At 70.6% G+C, this 22,346-nt stretch carries 18 protein-coding genes and 1 tRNA gene; 3 read left to right on the forward strand and 16 right to left on the reverse strand.

What is annotated here, in order from left to right:
- Positions 1-68: 68 nt before the first annotated feature.
- From hpnD to ACFC1R_RS19925, 9 genes are all read right to left on the reverse strand, one after another.
- Complete coding sequence (hpnD, locus tag ACFC1R_RS19885) at positions 69-926, reverse strand: presqualene diphosphate synthase HpnD (RefSeq protein ID WP_375940347.1); 858 nt, start codon at positions 924-926, stop codon at positions 69-71.
- A gap of 41 nt (positions 927-967) precedes the next feature.
- Positions 968-1,927, reverse strand: coding sequence for a squalene synthase HpnC (hpnC, locus tag ACFC1R_RS19890; RefSeq protein ID WP_375940284.1), 960 nt, complete (start codon positions 1,925-1,927; stop codon positions 968-970).
- A gap of 88 nt (positions 1,928-2,015) precedes the next feature.
- The gene (locus tag ACFC1R_RS19895; RefSeq protein ID WP_375940349.1) at positions 2,016-2,831 is read right to left on the reverse strand and encodes an ABC transporter ATP-binding protein; all 816 of its coding nucleotides are present in this window, start codon (positions 2,829-2,831) and stop codon (positions 2,016-2,018) included.
- 7 nt (positions 2,832-2,838) lie between these two features.
- The gene (locus ACFC1R_RS19900; protein ID WP_375940286.1) at positions 2,839-3,807 is read right to left on the reverse strand and encodes an ABC transporter permease; all 969 of its coding nucleotides are present in this window, start codon (positions 3,805-3,807) and stop codon (positions 2,839-2,841) included.
- Between the two features lie 138 nt (positions 3,808-3,945).
- A complete protein-coding gene (locus ACFC1R_RS19905) occupies positions 3,946-4,851 on the reverse strand; it encodes a glycosyltransferase family 2 protein (RefSeq protein WP_375940288.1) in 906 nt (301 codons plus the stop codon).
- Entirely contained in the window at positions 4,848-5,678 is an 831-nt protein-coding gene (locus ACFC1R_RS19910) for a CDP-alcohol phosphatidyltransferase family protein (protein ID WP_375940290.1), read from the reverse strand. Before ACFC1R_RS19910 ends, ACFC1R_RS19905 begins: the two co-directional genes overlap by 4 nt.
- Entirely contained in the window at positions 5,656-6,717 is a 1,062-nt protein-coding gene (locus tag ACFC1R_RS19915; protein WP_375940292.1) for an iron-containing alcohol dehydrogenase family protein, read from the reverse strand. Before ACFC1R_RS19915 ends, ACFC1R_RS19910 begins: the two co-directional genes overlap by 23 nt.
- The gene (locus tag ACFC1R_RS19920) at positions 6,705-7,460 is read right to left on the reverse strand and encodes a sugar phosphate nucleotidyltransferase (RefSeq protein ID WP_375940294.1); all 756 of its coding nucleotides are present in this window, start codon (positions 7,458-7,460) and stop codon (positions 6,705-6,707) included. The genes ACFC1R_RS19915 and ACFC1R_RS19920 overlap by 13 nt, the downstream gene beginning before the upstream one ends.
- Entirely contained in the window at positions 7,457-9,421 is a 1,965-nt protein-coding gene (locus tag ACFC1R_RS19925; protein WP_375940351.1) for a DUF5941 domain-containing protein, read from the reverse strand. Before ACFC1R_RS19925 ends, ACFC1R_RS19920 begins: the two co-directional genes overlap by 4 nt.
- 629 nt (positions 9,422-10,050) lie before the next feature.
- On the opposite strand from ACFC1R_RS19925, the gene idi reads away from it, so the two are divergent.
- Positions 10,051-10,737 carry an isopentenyl-diphosphate Delta-isomerase gene (gene idi, locus ACFC1R_RS19930; RefSeq protein WP_375940296.1) on the forward strand — a complete coding sequence of 229 codons (687 nt, stop codon included), beginning with the start codon at positions 10,051-10,053 and terminating at the stop codon, positions 10,735-10,737.
- A gap of 216 nt (positions 10,738-10,953) precedes the next feature.
- Here idi and ACFC1R_RS19935 read toward each other — a convergent pair whose 3' ends face one another.
- Positions 10,954-11,694 carry an ATP-binding protein gene (locus tag ACFC1R_RS19935; protein WP_375940353.1) on the reverse strand — a complete coding sequence of 247 codons (741 nt, stop codon included), beginning with the start codon at positions 11,692-11,694 and terminating at the stop codon, positions 10,954-10,956.
- A 739-nt stretch (positions 11,695-12,433) separates the two neighbouring features.
- Between ACFC1R_RS19935 and ACFC1R_RS19940 the strand changes: the two genes are divergently transcribed.
- Positions 12,434-12,521 (forward strand) — tRNA-Leu (locus ACFC1R_RS19940).
- A gap of 1,218 nt (positions 12,522-13,739) precedes the next feature.
- Here the strand turns inward: ACFC1R_RS19940 and ACFC1R_RS19945 are convergent.
- Genes ACFC1R_RS19945 through ACFC1R_RS19965 form a run of 5 tightly spaced genes read right to left on the reverse strand, consistent with a single transcriptional unit; the run spans position 13,740 to position 19,943 of the window.
- Positions 13,740-15,404 (reverse strand): SUKH-4 family immunity protein, encoded by a 1,665-nt coding sequence (locus tag ACFC1R_RS19945; protein ID WP_375940297.1) that lies wholly within the window; start codon positions 15,402-15,404, stop codon positions 13,740-13,742.
- A gap of 39 nt (positions 15,405-15,443) precedes the next feature.
- Positions 15,444-17,519: a hypothetical protein gene (locus ACFC1R_RS19950; protein WP_375940299.1), complete on the reverse strand. Its 2,076-nt coding sequence runs from the start codon at positions 17,517-17,519 to the stop codon at positions 15,444-15,446.
- A complete protein-coding gene (locus tag ACFC1R_RS19955; RefSeq protein WP_375940301.1) occupies positions 17,516-18,370 on the reverse strand; it encodes an SUKH-4 family immunity protein in 855 nt (284 codons plus the stop codon). Before ACFC1R_RS19955 ends, ACFC1R_RS19950 begins: the two co-directional genes overlap by 4 nt.
- A gap of 20 nt (positions 18,371-18,390) precedes the next feature.
- Positions 18,391-19,221 carry a nucleic acid/nucleotide deaminase domain-containing protein gene (locus tag ACFC1R_RS19960; RefSeq protein WP_375940303.1) on the reverse strand — a complete coding sequence of 277 codons (831 nt, stop codon included), beginning with the start codon at positions 19,219-19,221 and terminating at the stop codon, positions 18,391-18,393.
- Positions 19,218-19,943 carry a hypothetical protein gene (locus ACFC1R_RS19965; protein ID WP_375940305.1) on the reverse strand — a complete coding sequence of 242 codons (726 nt, stop codon included), beginning with the start codon at positions 19,941-19,943 and terminating at the stop codon, positions 19,218-19,220. The genes ACFC1R_RS19960 and ACFC1R_RS19965 overlap by 4 nt, the downstream gene beginning before the upstream one ends.
- 473 nt (positions 19,944-20,416) lie before the next feature.
- Between ACFC1R_RS19965 and ACFC1R_RS19970 the strand changes: the two genes are divergently transcribed.
- Complete coding sequence (locus ACFC1R_RS19970) at positions 20,417-21,157, forward strand: Clp protease N-terminal domain-containing protein (RefSeq protein WP_375940307.1); 741 nt, start codon at positions 20,417-20,419, stop codon at positions 21,155-21,157.
- Positions 21,158-21,415: 258 nt separating this feature from the next.
- Here the strand turns inward: ACFC1R_RS19970 and ACFC1R_RS19975 are convergent, their stop codons facing one another.
- On the reverse strand, positions 21,416-22,156 hold the full coding sequence (locus tag ACFC1R_RS19975) for an alpha/beta hydrolase (protein ID WP_375940309.1): 741 nt from the start codon (positions 22,154-22,156) through the stop codon (positions 21,416-21,418).
- Positions 22,157-22,346 lie beyond the last annotated feature (190 nt).

Consider the following 22,346-nt stretch of genomic DNA (forward strand, 5'->3'; position numbering starts at 1 on the left):
TCCGGGCAGCCTGCGGACCCGGCCGCGTGACGAGGTGCTGACACAGCGTGACATAACTTCCGAGAGAATCAAGAACGCCCTCCGGCGAGCCCGGACAGCGCCACGTATGCCTTCTCCCAGCCCGGCAGCGAAACGCGGCCGCGCAGCACCGACTCGGGATCGGCGGCGATCCGGCCGAGCAGCCGGTGGTAGATGCCGGCCATGGCGGCGGTGGAGGCCCGGCTGCGGCGGTCCAGCATCGGCAGCAGCCGCAGGCCGTCCTCGAAGCAGCGCTGGGCGCGGTCGACCTCGAAGGCGACCAGCCCGGTGAAGTCCGCGCCCATCGGCGGCCTGGGCAGGGCGAAACCCTGCTCGCAGCCGAACCTGACCAGGTCCTCGGTGGGCAGGTAGGTGCGGCCGTTGAGGGCGTCCTCGCGCAGGTCGCGCAGGATGTTGGTGAGCTGGAGGGCCAGGCCCAGGGTGTCGGCGTACTCGGCACCCAGTTCCGGGTCCTCGCAGCCGTACACGCCGAGCGAGAGCCGGCCGATCGAGCCCGCCACGCACCGGCAGTAGACCTTGAGGTCCTCGAAGGTCTGGTACTCGGCGCCCTTGAGGTCCATCTCGACGCCGTCGATCAGTTCGTCGAGGGCGCCGAGCGGGATCGGGAACCGCCGGGCGGCGTCCGCCAGGGCGACCTTGATCGGGTCGGTGTCGTCCATGCTGACGCTGCCGGAGCGGATCTCGTCGAGCAGTCCGCGGGTGCGTCCGAGCTGCTCGGCCTTGCGCTCGGGCGGCAGGTCGCCGTCGCCGATGTCGTCGATCCGGCGGGCGAGCGCGTAGAGCGCGGACATGGCGTACCGCTTGGCCTCCGGAAGGAGCCGGATGCCGTAGCTGAAATTGCGGGCCTGCAGGGCGGTGACCGCCTCGCAGTACCGGTACGCCGCCATGACCTGAGCGGACGCCAGTGGTGATGCCGCCACGCGGGCGTTCACCTTCCCTTCGCGAAGAGTCTCGCCGCCTTCGCTGCGAGGCGGCGCTTGTCCGGCTTCGGCTGCTGGGCCAGGACGTCGTACCCGGCGGCCTCGATGGCCGCCAGGGCCGCGTACCCGCCTGCGGTGAATCCCGCGAGAAGCAGTCGGAGCCTCCCGGAAACCGTACCCACCAGCGGTGCGCCGTGATCGAGCAGGGTCCGGGCCCGGTCCGCCTCGAAGGCCACCAGCTCCCTCACCCGGGGTCCTGCGGTGGGCCGGGCGAGGTCCTGTTCGGTGACGCCGAAGCGGTCGAGGTCCTCGGTGGGCAGGTAGATCCGGCCGCGACCGAGGTCCTCGGCGACGTCCTGGAGGTGCTCGACCACCTGGAGCGCGCTGCAGATCGCGTCGGAGTAGGCGATCCGCTCCGGCGTGGAGACGCCCGCGATGGCGAGCACCAGGCGGCCGACCGGGTCGGCGGAGAGGGTGCAGTAGTCGAGCAGGTCGCGGTAGCGCGGGTACCGGGTGGTGCTCTGGTCGACCCGGTTGGCCTCGATCAGCCGGCGGAACGGCTCGGGGGTGAGTCCGTGCCGGTCGATCAGCGGGACGAGCGCGCGCATCAGCGGGTGCTGCGGTGCGGTGGCGTCCGGGGTGAGCGCGGCCTCGAAGGCGCGGTCCAGGTCCCGTTCGAGTCCGTCCAGCAGGGCAAGCCGGAACGCCGCCTCGCCGTCCTGCTCCGAACGGGTGGTCGAGAGCGCGGCGGGCACCCCCAGCAGCTCGGCGACCCTGACGGGATCGGCCAGGTCGCCGTCGCCCGCGTCGTCCACCAGACGGGCGAAGCCGTAGACCGCCATCAGGTCGGTGCGCCAGGCAGCGGGCAGGAAGAAGGGCGCGACCGGGAAGTTCTCCAGGTCCGCCTTGTCGAGCGTGCCGCCATATGTCTGGTTATCTGATTTAGCTGAAGCCGCCACTACCGTCACTCCCCCGTTCTACACCGGTCCGGTCCACCGGCCCATATCGGACACGCGCCCGAGCTCCCGGCACCGGCCCCCGCCGTACCGGCCCTGCTCAGGCCCGGTTGTGCTTCTCGTACTCGCGCACGACCTCGTCGGTGTGGCCGTCCATGACGAGCTCACCCTTCTCGATCCAGATGGTGCGCTCGCAGGTGTCGCGGATCGCGTTGTTGTTGTGGCTGACCAGGAAGACCGTGCCGGCCTCCTTGCGGAGCTCGCGGATGCGGGCCTCACTGCGCTTCTGGAACTTCTGGTCACCGGTGGCGAGCGCCTCGTCGATGAGCAGCACGTCGTGGGTCTTGGCCGCCGCGATCGAGAACCGCAGACGGGCCGCCATGCCCGAGGAGTACGTGCGCATCGGCAGCGAGATGAAGTCGCCCTTCTCGTTGATGCCCGAGAAGTCGACGATCTCCTGGTACCGGGCCTCGACCTCCTTCGGCGTCATGCCCATGGCCAGGCAACCGAGGATGACGTTGCGGTCACCGGTCAGGTCGTTCATCAGCGCGGCGTTCACGCCCAGCAGGGACGGCTGGCCGTTGGTGTAGATCGCACCCTTGGCCGGGGGCAGCAGACCCGCGATGGCCGCCAGCATGGTGGACTTGCCGGAGCCGTTGGAGCCGATCAGACCGACCGCCTCACCCTTGTACGCGGTGAAGCTGAGGCCGCGCACGGCGTGCACCTCGCGGATGGCGGGCGAGCGCTTCTTCGAGACCAGCCGGCTCAGCGCGGAGGTGGCACTGCCCTTGCCGGAACCGGCACCGTGCACCTTGTAGACGATGTGGACGTCGTCGACGACCACGGTCGGGGTCCGAGCGGGCTTGGAGGCAGCGGTCGCCGCCGCCTCCTGGCTCGCCTCCCGGAAGTTGCTCATCGCGATGTCAGCCACGGCCGTACTCCTCCTCTGCCTTCCAAAAGAACACGAACCCGACCACGAAGACCACCACGGCCCAGACGCCGGCGGTGAGCCACACGTGGTGCGGCAGGGTCAGGTGCTGCGGCAGGGCGTGGCCCGAGGCGTCCCTGCCACCGTGGTAGTAGTGCTTGCTGAAGCTGTCCGGCATGAACGCGTAGCGCATCAGGTCCATGTAGATGGTCGCCGGGTTCAGCGCCATGATCGTCTTCGCCAGCGGCGGCCAGGTCGCGATGGCGCCCTGGATGCTGTACATGACGCCGGAGATGTACATCCAGGTGCGCAGGATGAACGGCATCAGCTGGGAGATGTCCGAGGCCTTGGACCCGACACGGGCCATGACCATCGCCAGGCCGGTGTTGAACAGGCACTGCAGCAGCAGCGCCGGGATGATCAGGAACCAGGTCATGTGCGGCATCTGGCCGTTCGCCAGCACGATGCCGACCAGGACGACCATCGAGATCAGCAGCTGCTGGAGCTGGATCACGGTGAAGGCCACCGGCATGCAGGCCCGGGGGAAGTGCAGCGCCCGGATCAGGCCGAGGTTGTCGGCGATCGAGCGGGTACCGGCCTGCACGGCGCTCTGCGAGAACTGGAAGACGAAGACGCCGACGCAGAGCCAGGCGAGGTAGACCGGGACGCTGTCCCGGCTCTTCATCATCACACCGAAGACCAGGAAGAACACCGAGCAGTTGAGCAGCGGCGTGAGAACCTGCCACACCTGGCCCAGCTTGGCGGTCGTGTACTGAGCGACCAGGCGGGCGGTGGCGAAGGCAAGGATGAAGTGGCGCCGCGCCCACAGCTGCCGCACGTAGGTGGGCAGATTGGGCCGCTTGCCGCTGACTCCCAGGCCGTACTTGGCCGCGAGCTGCTTCGGGGTCAGGCCCGCATCAGCCCCACTCGGTGTGGAAAGGCTGAAGTCACTCACTGTTGACACATTCGTCCTTCGCGGGATCGGATATCGGGCCCGCCACCGGGGGGAGCGGCGGCGGGCCGGCCGGATCCACTGGGATCTCGGGGGATTGTCCGGTCGGCAGTGGGACTGCCGCCCTAATACGATCAGATGCTTCTGCGATCAGATGATTGGCGGTCTGCCCAACCTGCTCAGTCGCCATACAGTACGCCATCGCATCGGCCGTCGCGGACCGCAGGGTTCGCTCCAGCCGGCCCGGAAACCGCCCACCCAGGACTTCAGCGCGTCGCCCGAAGGGCGGCGGGCCAGGGTGAGCAGCAACCAGGTTCCCAAGTAGAGAGGCACGAACGGGGCGGGAAGGTTCCGTCGCGCCAGCCAAACCCGGTTCCGGGCCACGTTGTGGAAGTACGTGGCGTGCCGGGCCGGGGAGGTCGTGGGGTGGTGCAGCACGATGTCCGCGCGGTAGTCGATCTCCCAGCCGGCGTCCAGGGCCCGCCAGGCCAGGTCGGTCTCCTCGTGCGCGTAGAAGAACTCGGCGGGCAGTTGGCCCGCCTGGGGGAAGACCGCACTGCGGACCGCGCTGGCGCCGCCGAGGAAGGTGGTCACCCGCGAGGAGCGCAGCGGGTCGCTGGCCCGCAGCCGGGGGACGTGCCGGCGCTGGGTGACACCGGTGTCGGGATCGGCGATGCGGAAGGAGACGATGCCGAGCTTCGGGTCGGCGGTGAAGGCCTCCCGCAGCAGCCGGGCGGAGTCCCTGTTCGGGAGCGAGCCGTCGTCGTCCAGGAAGAGGACGGCGTCCACGTCCCGGCCGTCCGGTCCGAAGAGCTCGATCCCGACGTTGCGCCCGCCGGGGATGCCGAGGTTCTCGGGCAGCTCGACGGCGCGTACGTCCGCCGGGAGCGGCGGCAGCGGGGCCCCGTTGCCGACCACGGCCAGCTCGACGGCCGGGCCCTCCTGGTTGCGCACCGACTCGATCAGAGCGTTGAGCTCCTCGGGACGGTTGCCCATCGTGATGATGACGGCGCCGAGCCGGAAGCCCTCCGCCCCGGAACCGGCCGCGGCGCTCATCGCAGCCTGCTGGAGAGGACGATGCTGAGCAGGTGCAGGACCGTCTGCAGCATGGCGATCGCGGCCAGGATCACGACCGCGAGGCGGGTGAAGAGCAGCCCGCCGTGGACCGCGTCGGCGATCCCCGCGGCCAGGATGAACAGCGACGCCTCGACGGCACCGACCAGACGGTGGAACTTGAGGAAGGACGCCGCCTTGCGGGCCTTGGCCACACCCGAGGAGCGGGGCACCGAGGCGCTGTCCTCGACGGCGGTCATCCCGCTGCGGGCGCGGGCCACGTCGACCAGGTCGGTCTCCGACTTGATCAGGATCGCGCCGAGCGCGGCCAGCGTGCCGAGGAAGGCCCACTCCCAGTGCGCGGCGCCGCCCTCGCGGTGCAGCAGGTCGCTGGCGCGCAGGCCGAGACCGGTGAGCAGTGCGGCCTCGGACATGTAGTGGCCGACCCGGTCGAGGTAGACACCGGTGAGCGAGGTCTGCCGGCGCCAGCGGGCGACCTCGCCGTCGACGCAGTCCAGCAGCAGGTAGACCTGGATCAGGAAGGCGCCGAGGACGGCCCCGGCGATACCGGGAAGCACCAGCGCGGCACCGGCCAGGACGCCGGTGAACATCATCAGGTAGGTCAGGCCATTGGGCGTGATCGCCGTCATGGTGGAGAGCACGCGGGTGATCCGCAGGGAGATCTTCCGCATGTACCAGCGGCCGGCCCAGTGCTCGGCACTGCGGCGCTGGAGCATGCCCTCCGGGTGGATGACGGCCCTCAGCTCCTCGATCGAGGGCCGGACCGTGAGATCGACCGCAGGGCGGTCAGTTGTTGACGGCATGGACATAGTCGGCGTACGCGTCCCTGATGTCGGAAGGGGAGAGATCGAGGTGTTCCAGGATGGTGAAACGTCCCGGACGGGTGTTCGGAGCGTAGTGCACCGCCTCGGTGAACTCCGCCTCGGTGAAGCCGATCTGAGCCGCGGTCACCGGCAGCTCGTGGCACCGCAGGCGGTCCACGATCAGGCCGGTCAGCTCGCGTTCGCCGCGCAGGTGGCTGGCGAAGGCGGCGCCGAGGCCGACCTGCTCGCCGTGCTGCGCGGAGCGCTTGGGGTACAGCACGTCCAGGGCGTGCGAGATCTCGTGGCAGGCGCCCGAGGACGGGCGGGTGCTGCCGGCGATGTTCATCGCGATGCCGGACAGTACCAGGGCCTCCGCGAGGCACGTCAGCAGGTCCTGGTCGGCCAGCCGGCCCGGGTGGCGGAGCAGGTTCTCCCCGGCCGAACGGGCCATCGCGACCGCGAGGCCGTCCACCTTCTCCCCGGTGACCTCGTGCGAGAGCTCCCAGTCGGCGCAGGCCGAGATGTTGGAGATCACGTCGCCGATGCCGGCCGCGACGAAGCGCGTCGGCGCCTCGCGGATCACGTCCAGGTCCACCACGATCCCGATCGGGCTGGGCACCCCGTAGGAACCGCGGCCCGCGTCGTTGTCGAGGGTGGAGACCGGCGAGCAGATGCCGTCGTGCGCCAGGTTGGTGGCCACCGCGACCAGCGGCAGCCCGACCCGGGCCGCGGCGTACTTGGCCGCGTCGATGATCTTCCCGCCGCCGAGGCCGACGACGGCGTCGAAGTGGCCCGCGCGCATCTCGTCCGCGAGCCGTACGGCACTGTCGAGGCTGCCGTCGACGACCTCGAACCACTCGGCGTCCGGGAGCAGCGGTTCGAGCCGCTCCCGGAGCACCGTGCCCGATCCGTTGCTGATCGCCACCGCTATCCGGCCCGAGGCCGACAGGCGCTGGTCCGCGAGGATGCCGCCGAGCGCGTCCAGCGCGCCCGGGCGGATCTCGACGAAGACCGGCGACGGCAGCAGCCGGGTCAGTACTGGCACGCGATCTCCCGCGCCTTGGAGAGGTCGTCGTGGTTGTCGACCTCGACCCAGGCGACGTCTCCGATCGGCTGCACGTCGATGCGCAGGCCGCGGTTGACCATCTCCTGGTAGCCGTCCTCGTAGTACAGCTGCGGGTCGCGCTCGTAGGTCGCCTTGAGGGCGTCGGCGAGCGCGTCCTTGGCGGACGGGTTGATGATCGTGACGCCGATGTACTCGCCGGTCGCCTCGGCCGGGTCCATCAGCTTGGTGATCCGCTGCACGCCCGTGGCCTGGTCGACGACGACCTTCATCTCCTCGTCGGCCAGCTTCTTCGCGGTGTCCAGGGCGAGCAGGATGCCGGGGGCACCGCCCTGCTTGATCAGCCGGTCGTTGCCGTCCAGCATGGTGCGCTGGACCGCGGCCGGGTGCACGGTGTCGCCGTTGGCGAGCAGCAGGCCCTCGCCGAACAGGTCACGGGCGCACCAGAGCGAGTAGGCGTTGTTCCACTCCTCGGCCTTGTCGTTCTCGACCAGGGTGAGCTTGACGCCGTACTTCTGCTCCAACGCGTCCTTGCGGTCGTAGACCGCCTCCTTGCGGTAGCCCACCACGATGGCGGCCTCGCGCAGACCGACCTCGGCGAAGTTGCCGAGGGTGAGGTCCAGCACGGTCCGCTCCCCGTCGACCGGCACCAGCGCCTTGGGCAGGGTGTCGGTGTACGGGCGGAGCCGGCGGCCGGCGCCGGCTGCCAGAACGAGGCCGATCATGCGGTGTCTCCTGATTCATCGTGTTCTGCGGTGGCGTCGCCGAGGACCCAGAAGTGGATGCTCTCCGCGACCACGACCAGGGCCAGCAGGCCGGCCAGGGCCACCAGGACGACCTGCAGGGCGTGCGCCCCGGCGGTCTGGTGACCGATCGGCCCCTCGGGGCTGCCGTGGTAGACGAGCGCCGCCACCAGGGTGACGAGCAGTGCCCGGCCTTCCTGCCCGCCGGTCACGCGCACCAGCCACCTGGCCGGCGCTCCGGTGCCGCCGCGGAGGCGGTACACCGTGTCGTAGTGATGGTAGGCGAAGGCGGCGACCAGCCCGAACGCGGCCGGGAGGGCTCCGATGTCAAGCTTCAGTGCGAGCGCCAGTACGGCCAGGTACTCGCCGGCCCGGAAGAACGCGGGGGCGAGCCAGTCCAGGGCGCCGGTGAGCTTGCGGGCCAGCACCAGCGAGGTCAGCAGCACGTAGCCGGCCGCGACGCCGACCGCCTGCCAGGTCCCGGCGGTCAGGTACACCGCGACCGGCAACCCGGCGGCGGCGACGGCGGCCAGCAGCGGCACGGCCAGACCGGGCAGAACCCGCGCGAAGGGGCGCAGCACGGGCGCGAGCAGTTCGGTCAGCGGACCGCCGTCGGCGAGGATCGCGACCTCCCGGGCGGCCCGGTCGGCGCGCGGACGGCGGCGGTTGATCGAGCGCAGGACCCGGCCCGCGGTGGTGTAGCAGCAGGCCAGGGCACACCCGACGAGCAGCACCGACAGCGTGATCCGCGGCGTCGTGCAGGCCGTGAGCAGGGCTATCAGGGCCCAGCGCTCACCGATCGGCAGAACGATGATGCGACGGGCCCAGACCGTCCAGCCGACCCGGTCCAGCCGGCTGGAGAGCTGGGCGGTGGGGCTGGCGTTGGCGCTCTGCTGCTTGGTGCCGGCCGTGACCGGGTTCCGCGAGGTCTCCTGGTCGGCGGCCATGAAGGCGAAGTCCACGCTGTGCCGGAAGGTCATCAGGGCCATCGCGGCCAGCGACAGTGCCCAGACGTGGTCACCCGTCCGGGCCGCGCCCAGGGCCAGGCCCGCGTAGTAGGCGTACTCCTTGGCGCGGTCGAAGGTCGCGTCCAGCCAGGCGCCCACGGTGGAGTACTGCAGCGAGTAGCGGGCGAGCTGCCCGTCGGTGCAGTCCAGCACGAAGGACGCGAGCAGCAGCACACCGGCGGCTATGTAGCCGCCCCGGGTCCCGGTGGCCGCGAGGCCCGCCGCGATCAGGGCGGTGACGAGCGACGCCGTGGTCACCTGGTTCGGGGTGAGACCGCGCCGGGCGCACCAGCGGGCGATGTAGCGCGAGTACGGGCTGACGAAGAACGTGGTGAAGAAGCCGTCCCTGGCCTTCACCGCCCGGCGCAGCCGGACCGCCTCCTCGTCCACCTGCGCCACCGCGGCACGGGCCGCCTGCAGCTCGTGCTCGCTGCGGGGCACGGCCGCCACCAGCGTGCCGAGCTCGGGGCGCTGGAGGGGGAGGCCGCGCTCCGCGAGCGCGTCCGCGAGCCGGTCGGGCAGCGGGCGGTCCCGGTCGGCCCCCTCCTGGCGGTCGGTCCAGCCGTACTGCGCGGTGCCGTACGGGTCGTTGCCGTGCGGGGCGGCGCCGTAGCCGTTGTCGTACGGGTCGCCGACGCGCTGCTGGGGAAGCTGTTCGGTGCGGGGCGGCTGCTCGGCGCTCAGGTGCCGGGCGGCCGAGGCGAGGGCGGTACGGGCCTCCGCGCCGCAGGCCACGACCGCGCCGGGCACGGCCGCGGCCGGGAAACGGGGGTCGGTCAGCGCGAGCCGGAGCGCGTGGCGGTGGCCGACGAAGTCGGCGTCCACGACGGCCAGCCGCTCGTCCGGGCCGACCGAGGCGACCACTGCGGCCAGCTCGGCGGCGTCGTGGGCGCGCAGGACGCGACGGAAGCCGATGGCGGCGAGGTCCGCGGCCAGGACGCCCGGGACGGCTCCGGACGCCGTTGCCGGGGCCGTCGGAGCGGCGGCGAGCGACGCGGTGGTGACCGCTGAGGTGGCTGTGGGGACGGCCGCCGCGGCGTGCCGGCCACGGCCGGACCCGGCGGACCTTCCGTGCGCGAGCAGCTCGGGGCCGGTCACGATCACAGTGGACAGCGGAACTCACTCCCTGGCGATGGTGTGCGGTCCGGCCACAACGGTGTGCGGTGGGACGAATGGGGGCTTCGGGACACAAAGATGCAGCGGCAGGTGGCACCGGACGGAACGATTCCGGGGACCAGGCGCACCGACCGAGGCTACCGGACGGGTGATTCGCCCTCGAAATGGCAGCAGGCAGCGCTTATCCGCAGCTGACGCACCCGGGCCGCTCAGATCATCATTCCGGACCGCATGCCCTGCCTTCAAGCCGCCCACCCACCCCCGCGCGACCGTGACCTGACAACTCGGCAGACAGAAGGTGAACCGGGCGGGGCGGAGTTGATCATAAATCGAACAGACTGGCTGGAGATTCGGGCCTTCCACGCCCCCGTGTGCGTCGGATCATCCGGCCCCCTGGGCCATGCGGCAGACTGGGCCACCGACGCAACCCCCGTGCCGAAAGAGGCCCCATGCCGGAGAGCCGACCGACCAGCCAGACGCAGATCGCGGACCAGAGCGCGGCAGCCTCGCCCTCGTCAGCCTCGACCTCGCCCTCGTCCCCCTCAGCTTCCGCGAGCCCCTCGGCTTCCGCAAGCCCCTCGGCGCCGGGCTCCCCCGCCCCGGAGATCCTGCTGGAACTCGTCGACGACGACGGTGTGACCATCGGTACGGCCGAGAAGCTCTCGGCGCACCAGCAGCCGGGCCGTCTGCACCGCGCGTTCTCGGTCTTCCTGTTCGACCGTCAGGGTCGGATGCTGCTCCAGCGCCGGGCCCTGGGCAAGTACCACTCGCCCGGCGTCTGGTCCAACACCTGCTGCGGCCACCCGTACCCCGACGAGCCGCCGTTCGTGGCCGCCGCGCGCCGCACCGCCGAGGAGCTCGGCACCGCGCCCGCCCTGCTCTGCGAGGCCGGCACCGTCCGGTACGACCTGCCGGACGAGACCTCGGGCCTGATCGAGCGCGAGTGGAACCACCTCTTCGTCGGCCTGGTCACCGCGCCGCTCGCGCCGAACCCCGACGAGGTGGACGACACCCGGTTCGTCACCGCGCAGGAGCTGAAGGCGCTGGAGGCCGAGAAGCCGTTCTCAGTGTGGTTCCGGACGGTCTTCGAGGCCTCGCTGCCGGGGATCCGGGAGATCGCCGGCCGGGACTGGTAGCCACCCCGCTCCAACCCTCTGCGCCGTCCCGGCCCTCCGTGTCCTGGGCCGTCCCGGTTGCCCTGCGCCCGTCCCGGCCTTCCGGCCACCCCGGCCCCTCGTGCTCCGGCGCTCCAGGCGGTGCCCTGTCACTCCGGCAGCGCGCCGGTCGCCAACGGCGGCGCGCTGCCCGGCACAGCACCGGCGGCTGCCGGGCGGCCCCTTCCTCACGCGGGCCTACATCGGCCACAGCGCACTGCCGCCCGGCAGCCCGTCCAGGACTGCCGGGCACGGGGTGGCCCCGGGGTCGGTGCGGTCTCCGGGCTGCTGAGGTGCGAAGTCCGTGCTCAGAGCCGCTTCGGCCGGAAACCCGGGGGTGCCGACCGTCGCCGCCCCGGCGGGTCCGGCACCGCCGGCCGCCCCGCCGCCGGCCTCGCCGCCCTCCCCGTCGTGCTCACTGTCGCACTGACCGGCCGTCCTGGCTCCTGGCGCGGCGGGCAGTGGCAGGGAGGCCCAGATCACCTTGCCGCCCTCGCCCGTGCACTCGACGTCGCACACCCCGCCGGCCTGCAGGGTCACGCTCTTCACCAGCAGCAGCCCCCGGCCGCCGAGCTGACCCTGGTCGCTCTCCAGGGCCTTGGGCCGGTGCGGATGGCCGTCCTCCACCGAGATCCGCACCCAGCCGTCCTCGATCGCCAGCTCGGTGGTGAGGTGCGGGGAGAGCACGGCGGCGTGGGTCACCGCGTTGCCCACCAGCTCGGAGACGATCAGCAGCACGTCGTCGACCAGCTCCTGGTACCGCTCCGCCGCCAGGCCCTGAGCCAGCAGCCGGTCCCGCACCGCGTGCCGCGTCTGCGGCACCGAGGCCTCGTGCGCGACCGCCGAGAACCGCCAGACCCCCTCGACCGGCAGGCCCGGCTCGCCCTCCTGCCAGTCCTCCGCCAGAGGTCTCGTCGCGGGCTCCGCCGCCCCGCTCATCTGCTCCACGTCAAGCTGCCCTTCACGCAGGTGCTGGGAGGCGCCACCGGCAGCCCGGACCACCGGCCCTCGGGAATCGGGTGCTCCGCTCAGGCCCCCTTGGTCACCAGAGGCTAGGGAAGCCCAGGTCGACGGCGGGTCATGGACTGCAACTGACTCCCTGAGGGCCGTTTCTGATCGAACCCTGATGTTTTCCGGTGAATCATGCATCGATTGTGTTCGCACAGCAGCCGAAAGATTCACCCCACCCCGACTGCCCGTCCACCCTGGACCGGCGCACCCTCCTTCTGCTCCGTCGCGGCCGCCCTGCGCACCCCTGCCCTGGACCGCCCCGAACGCGAACGCGGAGGCGGCTACGGCTACGGCTACGGCTACGGCTACGGCTACGGCTACGGCTACGGACAGGGTGCGGCTGCGGACAGGGTGCGGCCGCCGGACGTGACGGGCACGAGACGCGCGACGCGGGAGCGCACCGCGAACCGCTCGCCCACCGCGCCGGCATCCGGGTCCCCGACCCCGCACACTCCACGCTCCACCGCTCCGGCACCTCCGCCTCCCCCACAGCGCTTGCACGCGCCGCACACCTGTCCGCCCTGCAACCTTCTGCCCCATTCCTCCCGACAGCGTCGGCAGCCCATCGCCGGGCGACAGATATGCAGGTGAGAAGCACTCCGGAAGCCTGGTAATGTTCTCTCTGTCGCCACGGGGCGCAGGAACAAGAACCCGAGGCACACACCCTGTCCGGGTGGCGGAATGGCAGACGCGCTAGCTTGAGGTGCTAGTGCCCTTTATCGGGCGTGGGGGTTCAAGTCCCCCCTCGGACACCAACGAAGGACCCCAGTTGATCTGGGGTCCTTCTGCTTTCCGGCCACGGTGCAGCCGCCACGTGACCAGCGGCATGACCGACGGAACCGGCGGCTCCCGATCGGACCGGAGCGGGCAGTCCGAGCCGGCCCGCTCCCGAGGCAGCCAGTCGCCGCACCCCGTCCTTCCGCGAGCGCCCGTACCGGGCCATCGTGCAGCCCGGCGAGTGGTGCCGGATGTTCGCCGAGACCCCAACCGGGTCCTCCCCCCGCTTCCAGGTCGCCGGTCAGCTCGCCATGACGCCAGTCGTGGATGCGAGCCGGCCGGGCAACAGCGCCAGCAGTCCTTTCGACGTCATCCAGGAGGACCTGGATGACCGCAAACAACCGCGGCTCGCCACTGGTAAATATCTGGCCCGCCGCCCCGGTACGGACCTGTCGGGGCCCGTGCCGGAGCGAAGTGCCGTCCAGCCCGGGCAGTTCGCGACTGAGCACGGCGGGCGGGGTCTGCGGGGCGCGGGGGCACTTCCTCGCGAGGTGCAGGAGGTTGGTCGGTGACGTGCGCACTCACATCGCCTGGGACTGGAACGGCACGCCGACTCTGCCGCCACCTGCAAGTCCTCCGGAAAACGTCCGGATGCCATTGGACATTGACGGATCGTCGATCTTTCTCGAGCGCGGGAATCGAGTCGCGACAGCGTCGGTGATCGACGGCATGCCTTTGGTGCGCATGACCTGGGGCACCAATCCCACTTCGCTGATGGCGGGTTGGACAAGATGTCCAGGAAGGCTCGATCTTCCTGGAGGATCGCACCTCCCTGTCCCCTGACGCCTTCATTGCAGAGCGTTAGATTGGCTGTCACCTCAGGGCGCGTGCGCGACCGCCGAGGCAGCCGGACTCGGCTGCCCCCGGGCCTCGCTGCCCAGCCACAATCACGTTGCCGAAGACCATGGGGGTACAACTGTGCGCACGGCCAGGAACGCGGACATCAGCAAGCCGCAGTTCGAACTCCGCTGTGGTGGGCTCCACTTGACCATCCAGCGCCTCCCCGCGTGGCTGATCACCCTGGCGACGGCAGGAGGCAGCAGTGTGATCGCCTGGTGGACGAACCGATGACGCCACGTCAGAACGGTTCCTTCGATTGCCCTGAGAGCCCCCGCGGAGCGGAGCACGAGCGCTCCGCTCCGGATGCCGGCGTACGCGTGTCGGTCCGCTCCGAGGGGAACGAGCGGTGAAGCCGTTTACATGCCTGAGGCGAAATCACTCAACGCCGCGGCCCAGTGGCCGGCTGCCCCCGAATCGAAGGCGGCAGGGTCGATGGCACGCAATCGCGCCTCGAGCCGGTCTGCGAGCGCCTCCTGTTCCTCGCTGCCGCATTCGGGATCCGCCTGCAGGAGGGCCAGTCCGAGGCGGTGGGAGAACGCGACGAATGCGGCCAGACTGCTGTTGACCAGCAGGGCCTCTTCGTAGTCGGAGTCCGGGCCGACGGCCTGCACCGTGCCCTCCGGACTCAGCACCAGGTCGTCGTCGTGCCAGGTGCCGAGCCAGCTGTGCGCTTCCAGACCACCGGGGACGTACCGGGCATCCGGGTCGTCAGGGTCTTCCGGTCCGACGCCGACCTGGAGCAGCGGAGCCAGGCCGTCGGCCGGCAGGTCCGAATCGATGACCGCACCGGGCGCGGGCGAGAGGGGCATGCCGATCGTTCTCAGCACTTCCCGGGTCGGGGCCGGCACGCCTTCGAGCTGGTCGGCTTCGAGCAGGACGACCTGGTCCTCGCCCCACAGCCGCACGAGGTCGGCATGGGAAGGACCGCTGTCGGCCGCATCGCCCTGCTGGTCCGGGGAGATCGCCCCATCCCGGTCGGTTGCCGCGGACAGCGCAGCCAGGACGAGTTCGGCCGCGTGCGGCGCACCGGTCTCCAGCAGTTCGGGGTCAAGGCGCAGGGCGGCCGTGCCGCCGAAGGTGCCGAGCAGCAGCAGACCGTCCGGGGTCAGGTGCGCGGTCCTGATCTGGCTGTCGAGACGGAGGTTCAGCAGTTCCCGGCCGGTGTCCGCCTGCAGCAGCTGAACGCCGTCGCCGTACGCGCAGGAGATGACCGGGAGCGCCCCGTCGGTCCGGGGCAGGGCCGCGGCGCTCAAGTGCAGTGGAATGTCGGGCAGTTGCCAGAACGGTGTCAGCGGCGCTCCGGTGACCGGGTCCCACGCCCTGAGCCGGGAGTCGCGGTCGGCGCTCAGGACCGCGTCCCGGCCGGCGGGGAACAGCTCCTCGGCCCAGGCCAGTTGGAGGATTTCACTGTCAGCGTGGGCGGTCCAGCGCGCACTCTCCTCCCCCGACAGCAGCTGGTAGCTGCACAGCCGGCCGCCATGGCTCACCACCGCGTACGGCCGGTCGGCCGCAATCCCTGCGGTCAGACTGCCCGGGGTCCGCTCGGCGGACGGGAGCTCCACGACGCACCGGCCCGTAGCAACGTCCCACACCCTGAGCCCGTCGAAGGCCTGCACACTGACGACCAGTGGCCCGGGCACCTCGGTCGAGCCGCTCACAGCGGCCAGCAGCCGGATGTCCTCCGGGGGCTCCTCGGCCGGGTAGCCGTACCGGGCGGGCAGCAGGGGGTCGACCAGTTCGTCGGTGCCTGCGGCGATGAGTCGGCCGGGCGTCGCGACCAGCGCGAACGCGTCCTGGTCGCCCGAGCACAGGAGTGGGGGCGCCAATCGGCGGCCGGTGGCGGCATCCACGACCTGGAGCCTGTGCGGCACGGTGGAGCTGACGCTGCCGTATACCGTGCGGCCCTCGTACTGCGCCGTCGCAGCGGCGATCACCGGGCCGGGCCAATCGGTCCAGACCCCGGCGGGAGCCCCGGCGGCGGGCCGCGGACGGGCCCAGGCCGGTGTGAAGGGCAAGGTCATCGCAGGTCTCCAGGCTTCGTTCGGGCGGTGCCGGGCAGGTCAGGGCAGGTCGCTGCTGCGCACCCCGGAGGCGGACCCGAACCCACCCAGCAACGCCTCGGGATCCACCGCAAGTCTGATTCGGGCCGCGCCGAAGCCGACATCAAGCTGCTTCAGGTCATCCGCCGACTTGTCCACCGCGCTACCGGGTGCGCTGTCGGCAACAGACGAAATCGACGTGACGTCCTGGCCCAACCGGAGCTCCGTCAGGGTGGAGCCGTCGTTCAGGCCGACGATCCACAGCCTGTCGCCGGCCGCGCAGACGCACAACGGCTCCGGCCCGCCGCACAGGAGGTGCAGCAGCTCGGCCGGCTCGTCGGTCCGCACGGTGGGGCGGAGCAGTCGGCCATCGTCCAGTGCGCGGGTCTGCAGCAACGCGTCACGGTCTGCCACCAGAACGGCGGGGCCGTCGTCGGTCACCACGACTCGGGCAGCTGTGCACGGCGTCCCCCGCAGCACCCACCGAACACTGGACACTTCGCCGGCGGCCTGACCCACCTGGAGCACGCCATCCGTCATGAGGACTACCTCGGCCTCCACGCCGCGATTCTCCGCCGCCGTGATGTCTCCCTGCTTGGCCGGTTGAACACCGAGCGCTCGGAACGGCCATGAGGTGTGCGCAGCCTCGGTGGCCGCCGCCAGCCGGGTGAGACCGTGCTGAACGGCTGCAGTCTGGAGTCGGGCGGCGCGGTCGGCGGTGCCGGGATTCAGCAGTCGCAGCACCGGTCGGAGCGCGACGGCATCGGGTTCGGCAGAGGCCTCTGCCGCCGAGCGGAGTTCGGCAAGATCGGCAGCCAGCAACAGATCGGGGAACTCGAGAAGCGGTGCAAGCACCCCGGCCGCGGTGGCCTGTCGGATGAGGGCTGACAGCAGTACGGGTTCTGTCTGCGACCAGTTCGGCCGAGCGGTTTCGTCGGTGTCCTGCTGGGTCGGTATCCGTCCTGCCAACGCATAGGCCAAGTTCTGGCGGGCCCGGGCCTCCGTGTCCGAGCGCTCACCAAGCAGTACCGCCTCGATCGCTACATGGCGAAGGCGATGGCGCACCGCACCACGCATGCCCGGGTTGGTATGGACCGGCTCGGTGCTCACCAGAACGTCAACGTGCTCCAGAACGGAGTCGAGCTCGCCCGGGTGCACCGGACGGCCTGACACCAGGGTTGTTGCAACCGACCAGGAGAGCTGATCCAGACCTGACTGCCCGGCGAGGGCCAAGGCGTACAAGGCGTCAGCCGCGATCGGTACCTGCCGGGACCAACGGTGCAGGTGGAGCGCGACCGTGCCGGTCAGGTGACCGGGCAGCTCCGCCCCTGCGTCAAGGACGTCGGTTGGCGCGGACAGGTGGTCCAGTACGAGCAGCTGCGCGAGCAGGAAGTTGGGGAACGCCGTCCGGACGACGTCACGAGCGAAGTCGCTGCGCCGGTCCGCATGGTGGAGCGGGTGCGTCTCCTGTGGCGGCACGAAAGCGCAGAGCGCCGCGACGTACCGTTCGAAGGCGGCCCGTGCCGTCCACTGCGGCTGGTCCAGGTCGATCACCAGGCACTGCCCGAGTCGGGTGGCATGGTCGGCGGGCCCCTCTGCGACGAGCCTGACGTGCGGCATCGAGGCGAGTGGGGTGACCAGCTGCTCGACGAGTCGCTCGGTGTTCTCGACACTCGGTACGGGACCTGCCTCGTCAAGCTCCCCGAGAGCGATGACCACCGGGCGCCTGTCCACCTCGAGAACGGACAGGAGTTCCCCGGCGGTGGCAACCTCGTAGCCGAGTTGCTCGCCGAGAGCCGCCGCAAGGTCGTCAGTCCCTCGCCCTCGCGCACCGAGCGCGGCATGGAAGACTTCCGGCCCGCTGCCCGGTTCTTCTCCGCCTCCGGATTGGCTGAGGAGGAAGAACCAGTTGAGCGTGGTGCTACGACCGGTGCCGGGCGAGCCCGTCAGGTAGAGATTGGCAGCTGTGGACGGGTCTACGACGAAGCGTCGGAATGCCCTGGCGACAGCTTCCCGACCGTAGGGAAAGCCCTCCTGGTCGGCATCGCCGAGGGGCGACGACCCGGGTCGGGAGGGGATGGAACCGAAGCCGCTCACTGGTCGGATTCCTCGACGAAGGCGATCAACTCACTTACGCCCCTGGCCCGGTCGGCCGGGCTGGGACCGTATCCGAAGCTGTAGGTGACCTGGGCCTCGGGAAAGGTCACGGCCAGCCAGTCCGCGCAGTAGCCGCCCGGCAGCATGCAGGGTTCCAGATCCGTGTGAACGCGGGTGACCTGTTCCGGCTCGATGCCGTTGCTCTCCAGCTCGTGCCACAACCGCCGTTCCACGTGCCCCTGTCCCGGGACGGTGTAGCCGGTCACCTGGCGGATCGCGCCGCTGTCCGTTCGGAACTCGAACACTCCGCCGGCGTCAACCGAAGCGGTGAGCCGCAGGTCGTCGGCGACCAACGGCCACCAGTGATCCGGGTCGGTCATGGCATCGGGGTCGATCTCGGTGAGACGGGCTCGGAAACCGTCCACGGCTGCCACTGCCTCAGGACCGATGGGCGCGGATGACAGCTGGTCACGGAGCTGGACGAACTCCGCCAGCGTGGCCAGCCACGCCCCGACGGATGTGTTCACCAACCGGCTCGGGAGCCTGATTTCACAGAACACCGACCAGACCCGCCCCGAGGCGTCACAGCAGATCTCGGAGCCGTTGTCGCTGCCGAGGTGCCAGAACGCCGCAGTCTCCACCGGAGGTTCGGGGAGACCGTACTCACGCGCGAAGTCGGCGAGCCGCACAGGCTCGTCGGTCACCTCGAAGTACGGGCCGACCGCCTCCGGCAGACCGGCCGTGGCAAGCTGTTCGCGCACCGGCGAGGGCAGTCCCAGGTCGGTGAGCTCCGCGAGGCTCCAGCGGCGCACCGGCCGCTCTCCCCACTTCGCCGGCGGGATTGGTGTCATGACCGGGCTCCTCCGCAGTCCTACTTCCGACGCTTGATCGGCGGGTCACCGTGGACCCACCGCAGATGGTCCTCAAGAGCCATGTTCCCGCGCTTCTTCGAGCCCTCCGTGTAGTGATCGTATTCGAAGGCGTAACTGCGCTTCGCATCCGGAAAATAGTGCTGGGTCCAGCTATTGCAGTCGGGGATCGGCTGGTTGCAGTAGTCTCGCTCGGAGTACATGCGCAACACCTTTATCCGACGCTCGGGCCCGGGGTCCTGCCCCTCGGCGGTCGCCTTCCGGCGCGCCTCGTCGAGCTTGTCCTGGCGTTCGAGGAGTGGGACGCCCACGACGCGCTCGGAGTGCCTGCCCTTGCTGTGGCCGACCTCGACCTGGGTGTTGCCGTGCTCGTCCCGGTATTCGACCGCCGCGTAGTTCACCTTGCTGCGGTCCTTCTTGTCCCGACGCCGCTGATTGACGGCCTGGGCCAGGTCGTGCGTCTTCGGGTCCACCTTCTCCGCGGTCTGTTTCGGGTCCCGTTTTTCATGCGGCTTCTTCGGATCCCTCGGGGGCAGCGGGTACTTCCCCGGCTTCTTCGGGCGCTTCGCGGGGCCGGTCTGCCCGTCCCCCGTCGCCTTTCGCTTCTTCGATGCGGACTTCGGCGTCAGGCCGTCGCCAGGGCCGTGCGTCTTGATCGAAGAGAGGCTCTTGACGTGCTCGGCCTCGGCCTTGGCAACGTTCGCGGCGACCTGCTTGGTCCCCTGGCCGGCCTGGCGGTACAGGCCGCCGACGGCCTTGCCGGCGTCTTCGCCGATGCTCTTGCCGAGGCGCTTGGCGGCATCCTCAAGGGCCTTGGTGACTCGCCTGGTCAACCGAACGACACCCCTGAGCTCAGCGAGACGAACCGGCCTGCATGGGCGGCGACTTCCTCAGCGTGGTCACCGAGTCTCGCCGCGTGCCGCACGAGTTCTCCAGGATGGATGCGGAAGCCGTCACCGCCGCCTCCACCGGAGGGAGCTCCGAGTCCGCCTTCGGCCGCCCGGAAGACCATGCCGCCGAGGGCGCGTTCCATCGCCTCTTCCACGGGGGTGACGGCCTTCTCCACGAGGATGCCGATCACCTCGTCCTCAAGCTTCTGGAGCAGCGCGTTGACGACGCGTTTGGTGGCTTCGACGAGTAGTGCCTCAGCAGCTTCGGCAGCGCCGAGAGTGACGACGGCAGCAGCCTGTGCCGCAACGAACTCGGCGGCCATGATGCCGAGTTCGGTGATGACGGCGACCTTCGCTCCGATGATGACGTCGGCGGCGATCTCGAGCGCGACGGCGGCGGCGTTGCAGACCTGAACCAGCTCGTCCATGTGGTCGGACGACATCCGCGCCCATCGCTCGACGAGCTGTTCGTAGGAAGCCGCTTGGTAGTGCTCGCCCATCTGCTGGATGGTGGCGCTTGCTTCCTGGTGCGTCCGGTCGATGTTGGTGGCGAAGTCACGGACGTGGCCTGCGTAGCCTCGGACGCTGTCCTCGTTGACCTCGGGCCAGTTCAGGCCCAGCAGATCCATGACCCAGACCAGTTCGCCGGGTAACTCGATGGCCATGCTCCCCCGCCCCCGGCTGATTACGTCAGCCAATCCCCATCAGGCTTCAGATTGATAGTAATACCATCAACCATTTGATCACGGGTGGTGTACGCACGGGTCGGCACACAGCTCGACATGAGCCCCGCACCGGCGGTCCTGTCGACGGGGCGACGCCGCTCCATCCGCGAGAGACGACACCACGGCACGCAACTCGGTGACGGACTGCCTGCCACCGACCGTCCCGTCCGAGGCGACAGCCACCTTCACCCCCGCCCCCGACACCTTCGCGAACGCCCCCGGCCGATGCCGGACGGCCTCACCGTGACACCGGTCGCGGATCCGGAAGTCCTCCGGCGGTACGGCCGGCTACAGCCGGTCCACCGGGGATGAGCAGGCCCGACCCTCCGCCGGCATGCCGATGAGCCGATCCCGCGCACATCCATCGTCAACCCATGGTTGACGCTGGATGTGCGTCAACCTAGAGTTGACGCATGGCGAATCCACTGCGTTCGACGAATCCAGTCCGCCTCGACGACCTGATCGAGGCCATCAAGAAGGTTCACACCGACGCGCTCGACCAGCTCTCCGACGCCGTCATCGCGGCCGACCACCTCGGGGACGTGGCCGACCATCTGATCGGCCACTTCGTGGACCAGGCCCGGCGCTCGGGCGCCTCCTGGACCGACATCGGCAGGAGCATGGGCGTCAGCAAGCAGGCGGCCCAGAAGCGCTTCGTCCCCAAGGATCCCGGCGAGCCGTCGGAGCTCGACCCCAGCCAGGGGTTCGGCCGGTTCACCCCCCGGGCGCGGAACGTGGCCATGGCGGCGCAGAACGAGGCGCGGGCCGCGGGGAACGACGAGATCGGGGCGGCCCATCTGGTGCTCGGGCTGCTGAGCGAGCCGGAGGGGCTCGGAGCGGCAGCGATCCTCGCGCAGGGGGTGAGCCTGGAGGACGTCCGGCAGGCCGCCGGCGCCGCGCTGCCACCGGCGGTCCAGGAGCTGCCCGAGCTCATCCCGTACGACGCCGGAGCCCGGAAGGCGCTGGAGCTCACCTTCCGGGAGGCGCTGCGGCTCGGCCACAACTACGTCGGAACCGAGCACATCCTGCTCGCCCTGCTGGAGCTGGAGGCCGGCACCGGCGTGCTCAACGGCCTCGGCATCGACAAGGCGGCCGCCGAAGCCGACATCGCCGCCACCCTGGCGACCTTCACCACCACTCACCAGCAGGGCTGACCGGCCCTCAGTCCGGTTGCCCTGCGGGAGGGTTCGCCCGCAGGACAACCGGACGCAGCAACCCGTGGGACTCCGGAACGGGGGCGGGCCGCCGGTGAGCACCGTCAGCCTCCGGCACCCGATCGGACGGCCCGCCAGGTCGAGCCGGTGGTCGCTGTAGTCGGCGAGTCCGGATCCGGGCCCCCGGACGGGCAGTTGCCCACTGCACTCGCCACGCAGCCTCCGGCCAGTCAGAACACCGAAGTCCTGCGGGGAGTCCTAAAGAGTGCTTCCAGCGGCGCGGGCCAGCACGTCGGCGGTCCGCGCCCCCGCCTCGACCGCGTGGTCGGCGGTGCTGGGCAGGCAGCGGTCGTGCTCGGGGACGAACTCGGTCATGATGACACCGGCGTGATCGGTCGCGACCTCGTCGAGCCGCACCTGCCAGCCCTGTTCCTCCAGAGCCGTGCGCAACTCGCGTGAACGCTCGACGTCCACCACCGGATCGGCGGTGCCGTGCACCAGCCACACCGGTACCGGCTGCACCGGGCTGCCGCCCGGACGCAGGTCGTCGATCGGGACGGTGCCGGTGGTCGGTGCCACCGATCCGTACGCACCGGCGATTCCCACGACGGCCTGCGGCCTCCAGTCGCCGAACGCGGCGGGATTCAGGGCGACCGCCACCGCGGCCTTGCCGCCCAGCGACCAGCCGGCGAGTGCGACCCGCTCGGGGTCCCCCCCGAAGTCGGCCACGTTCCGCCGTACGAAGACGGCCGACTCCCTCAGGTGCGTTCGCCCGCCGTCCGGAGCGTCGGGACGCCAGTCCGGCACCATGACGATGACGCCCAGCTCCGCCGCGGCGCGGGCGACCGGCGCGAGGACGTCCCGTTCGTCGGGGCCCCGGCCGTGCCAGAGCAGCACCGCGGGCACGGGCTCCGACGCGCCCACGGGCCGATAGACGTCCATGAGCTTGCCACTGGCCCCGTAGCTGAGCCCCGTCCTGACGACAACCCCTGCGGCCACCGCGACACCCCCGACTCGTCACACCACGGACGACGTCACGCTACCAACGTGGTCCGGCCGACCTGACTCCAGGTCAACCGGCCGAAGCAGGCGACCGCCCCCGGGCCCGGGACCGGTCGGCCTGCTCGCGTCGGGCGCGACCGGCGGCGGGGACAGCCAGGCGACGGGCTGGAACACCGCCCCGCCCGCA

The sequence above is a fragment of the Kitasatospora sp. NPDC056138 genome, assembly GCF_042264695.1.
Taxonomy (GTDB): domain Bacteria; phylum Actinomycetota; class Actinomycetes; order Streptomycetales; family Streptomycetaceae; genus Kitasatospora.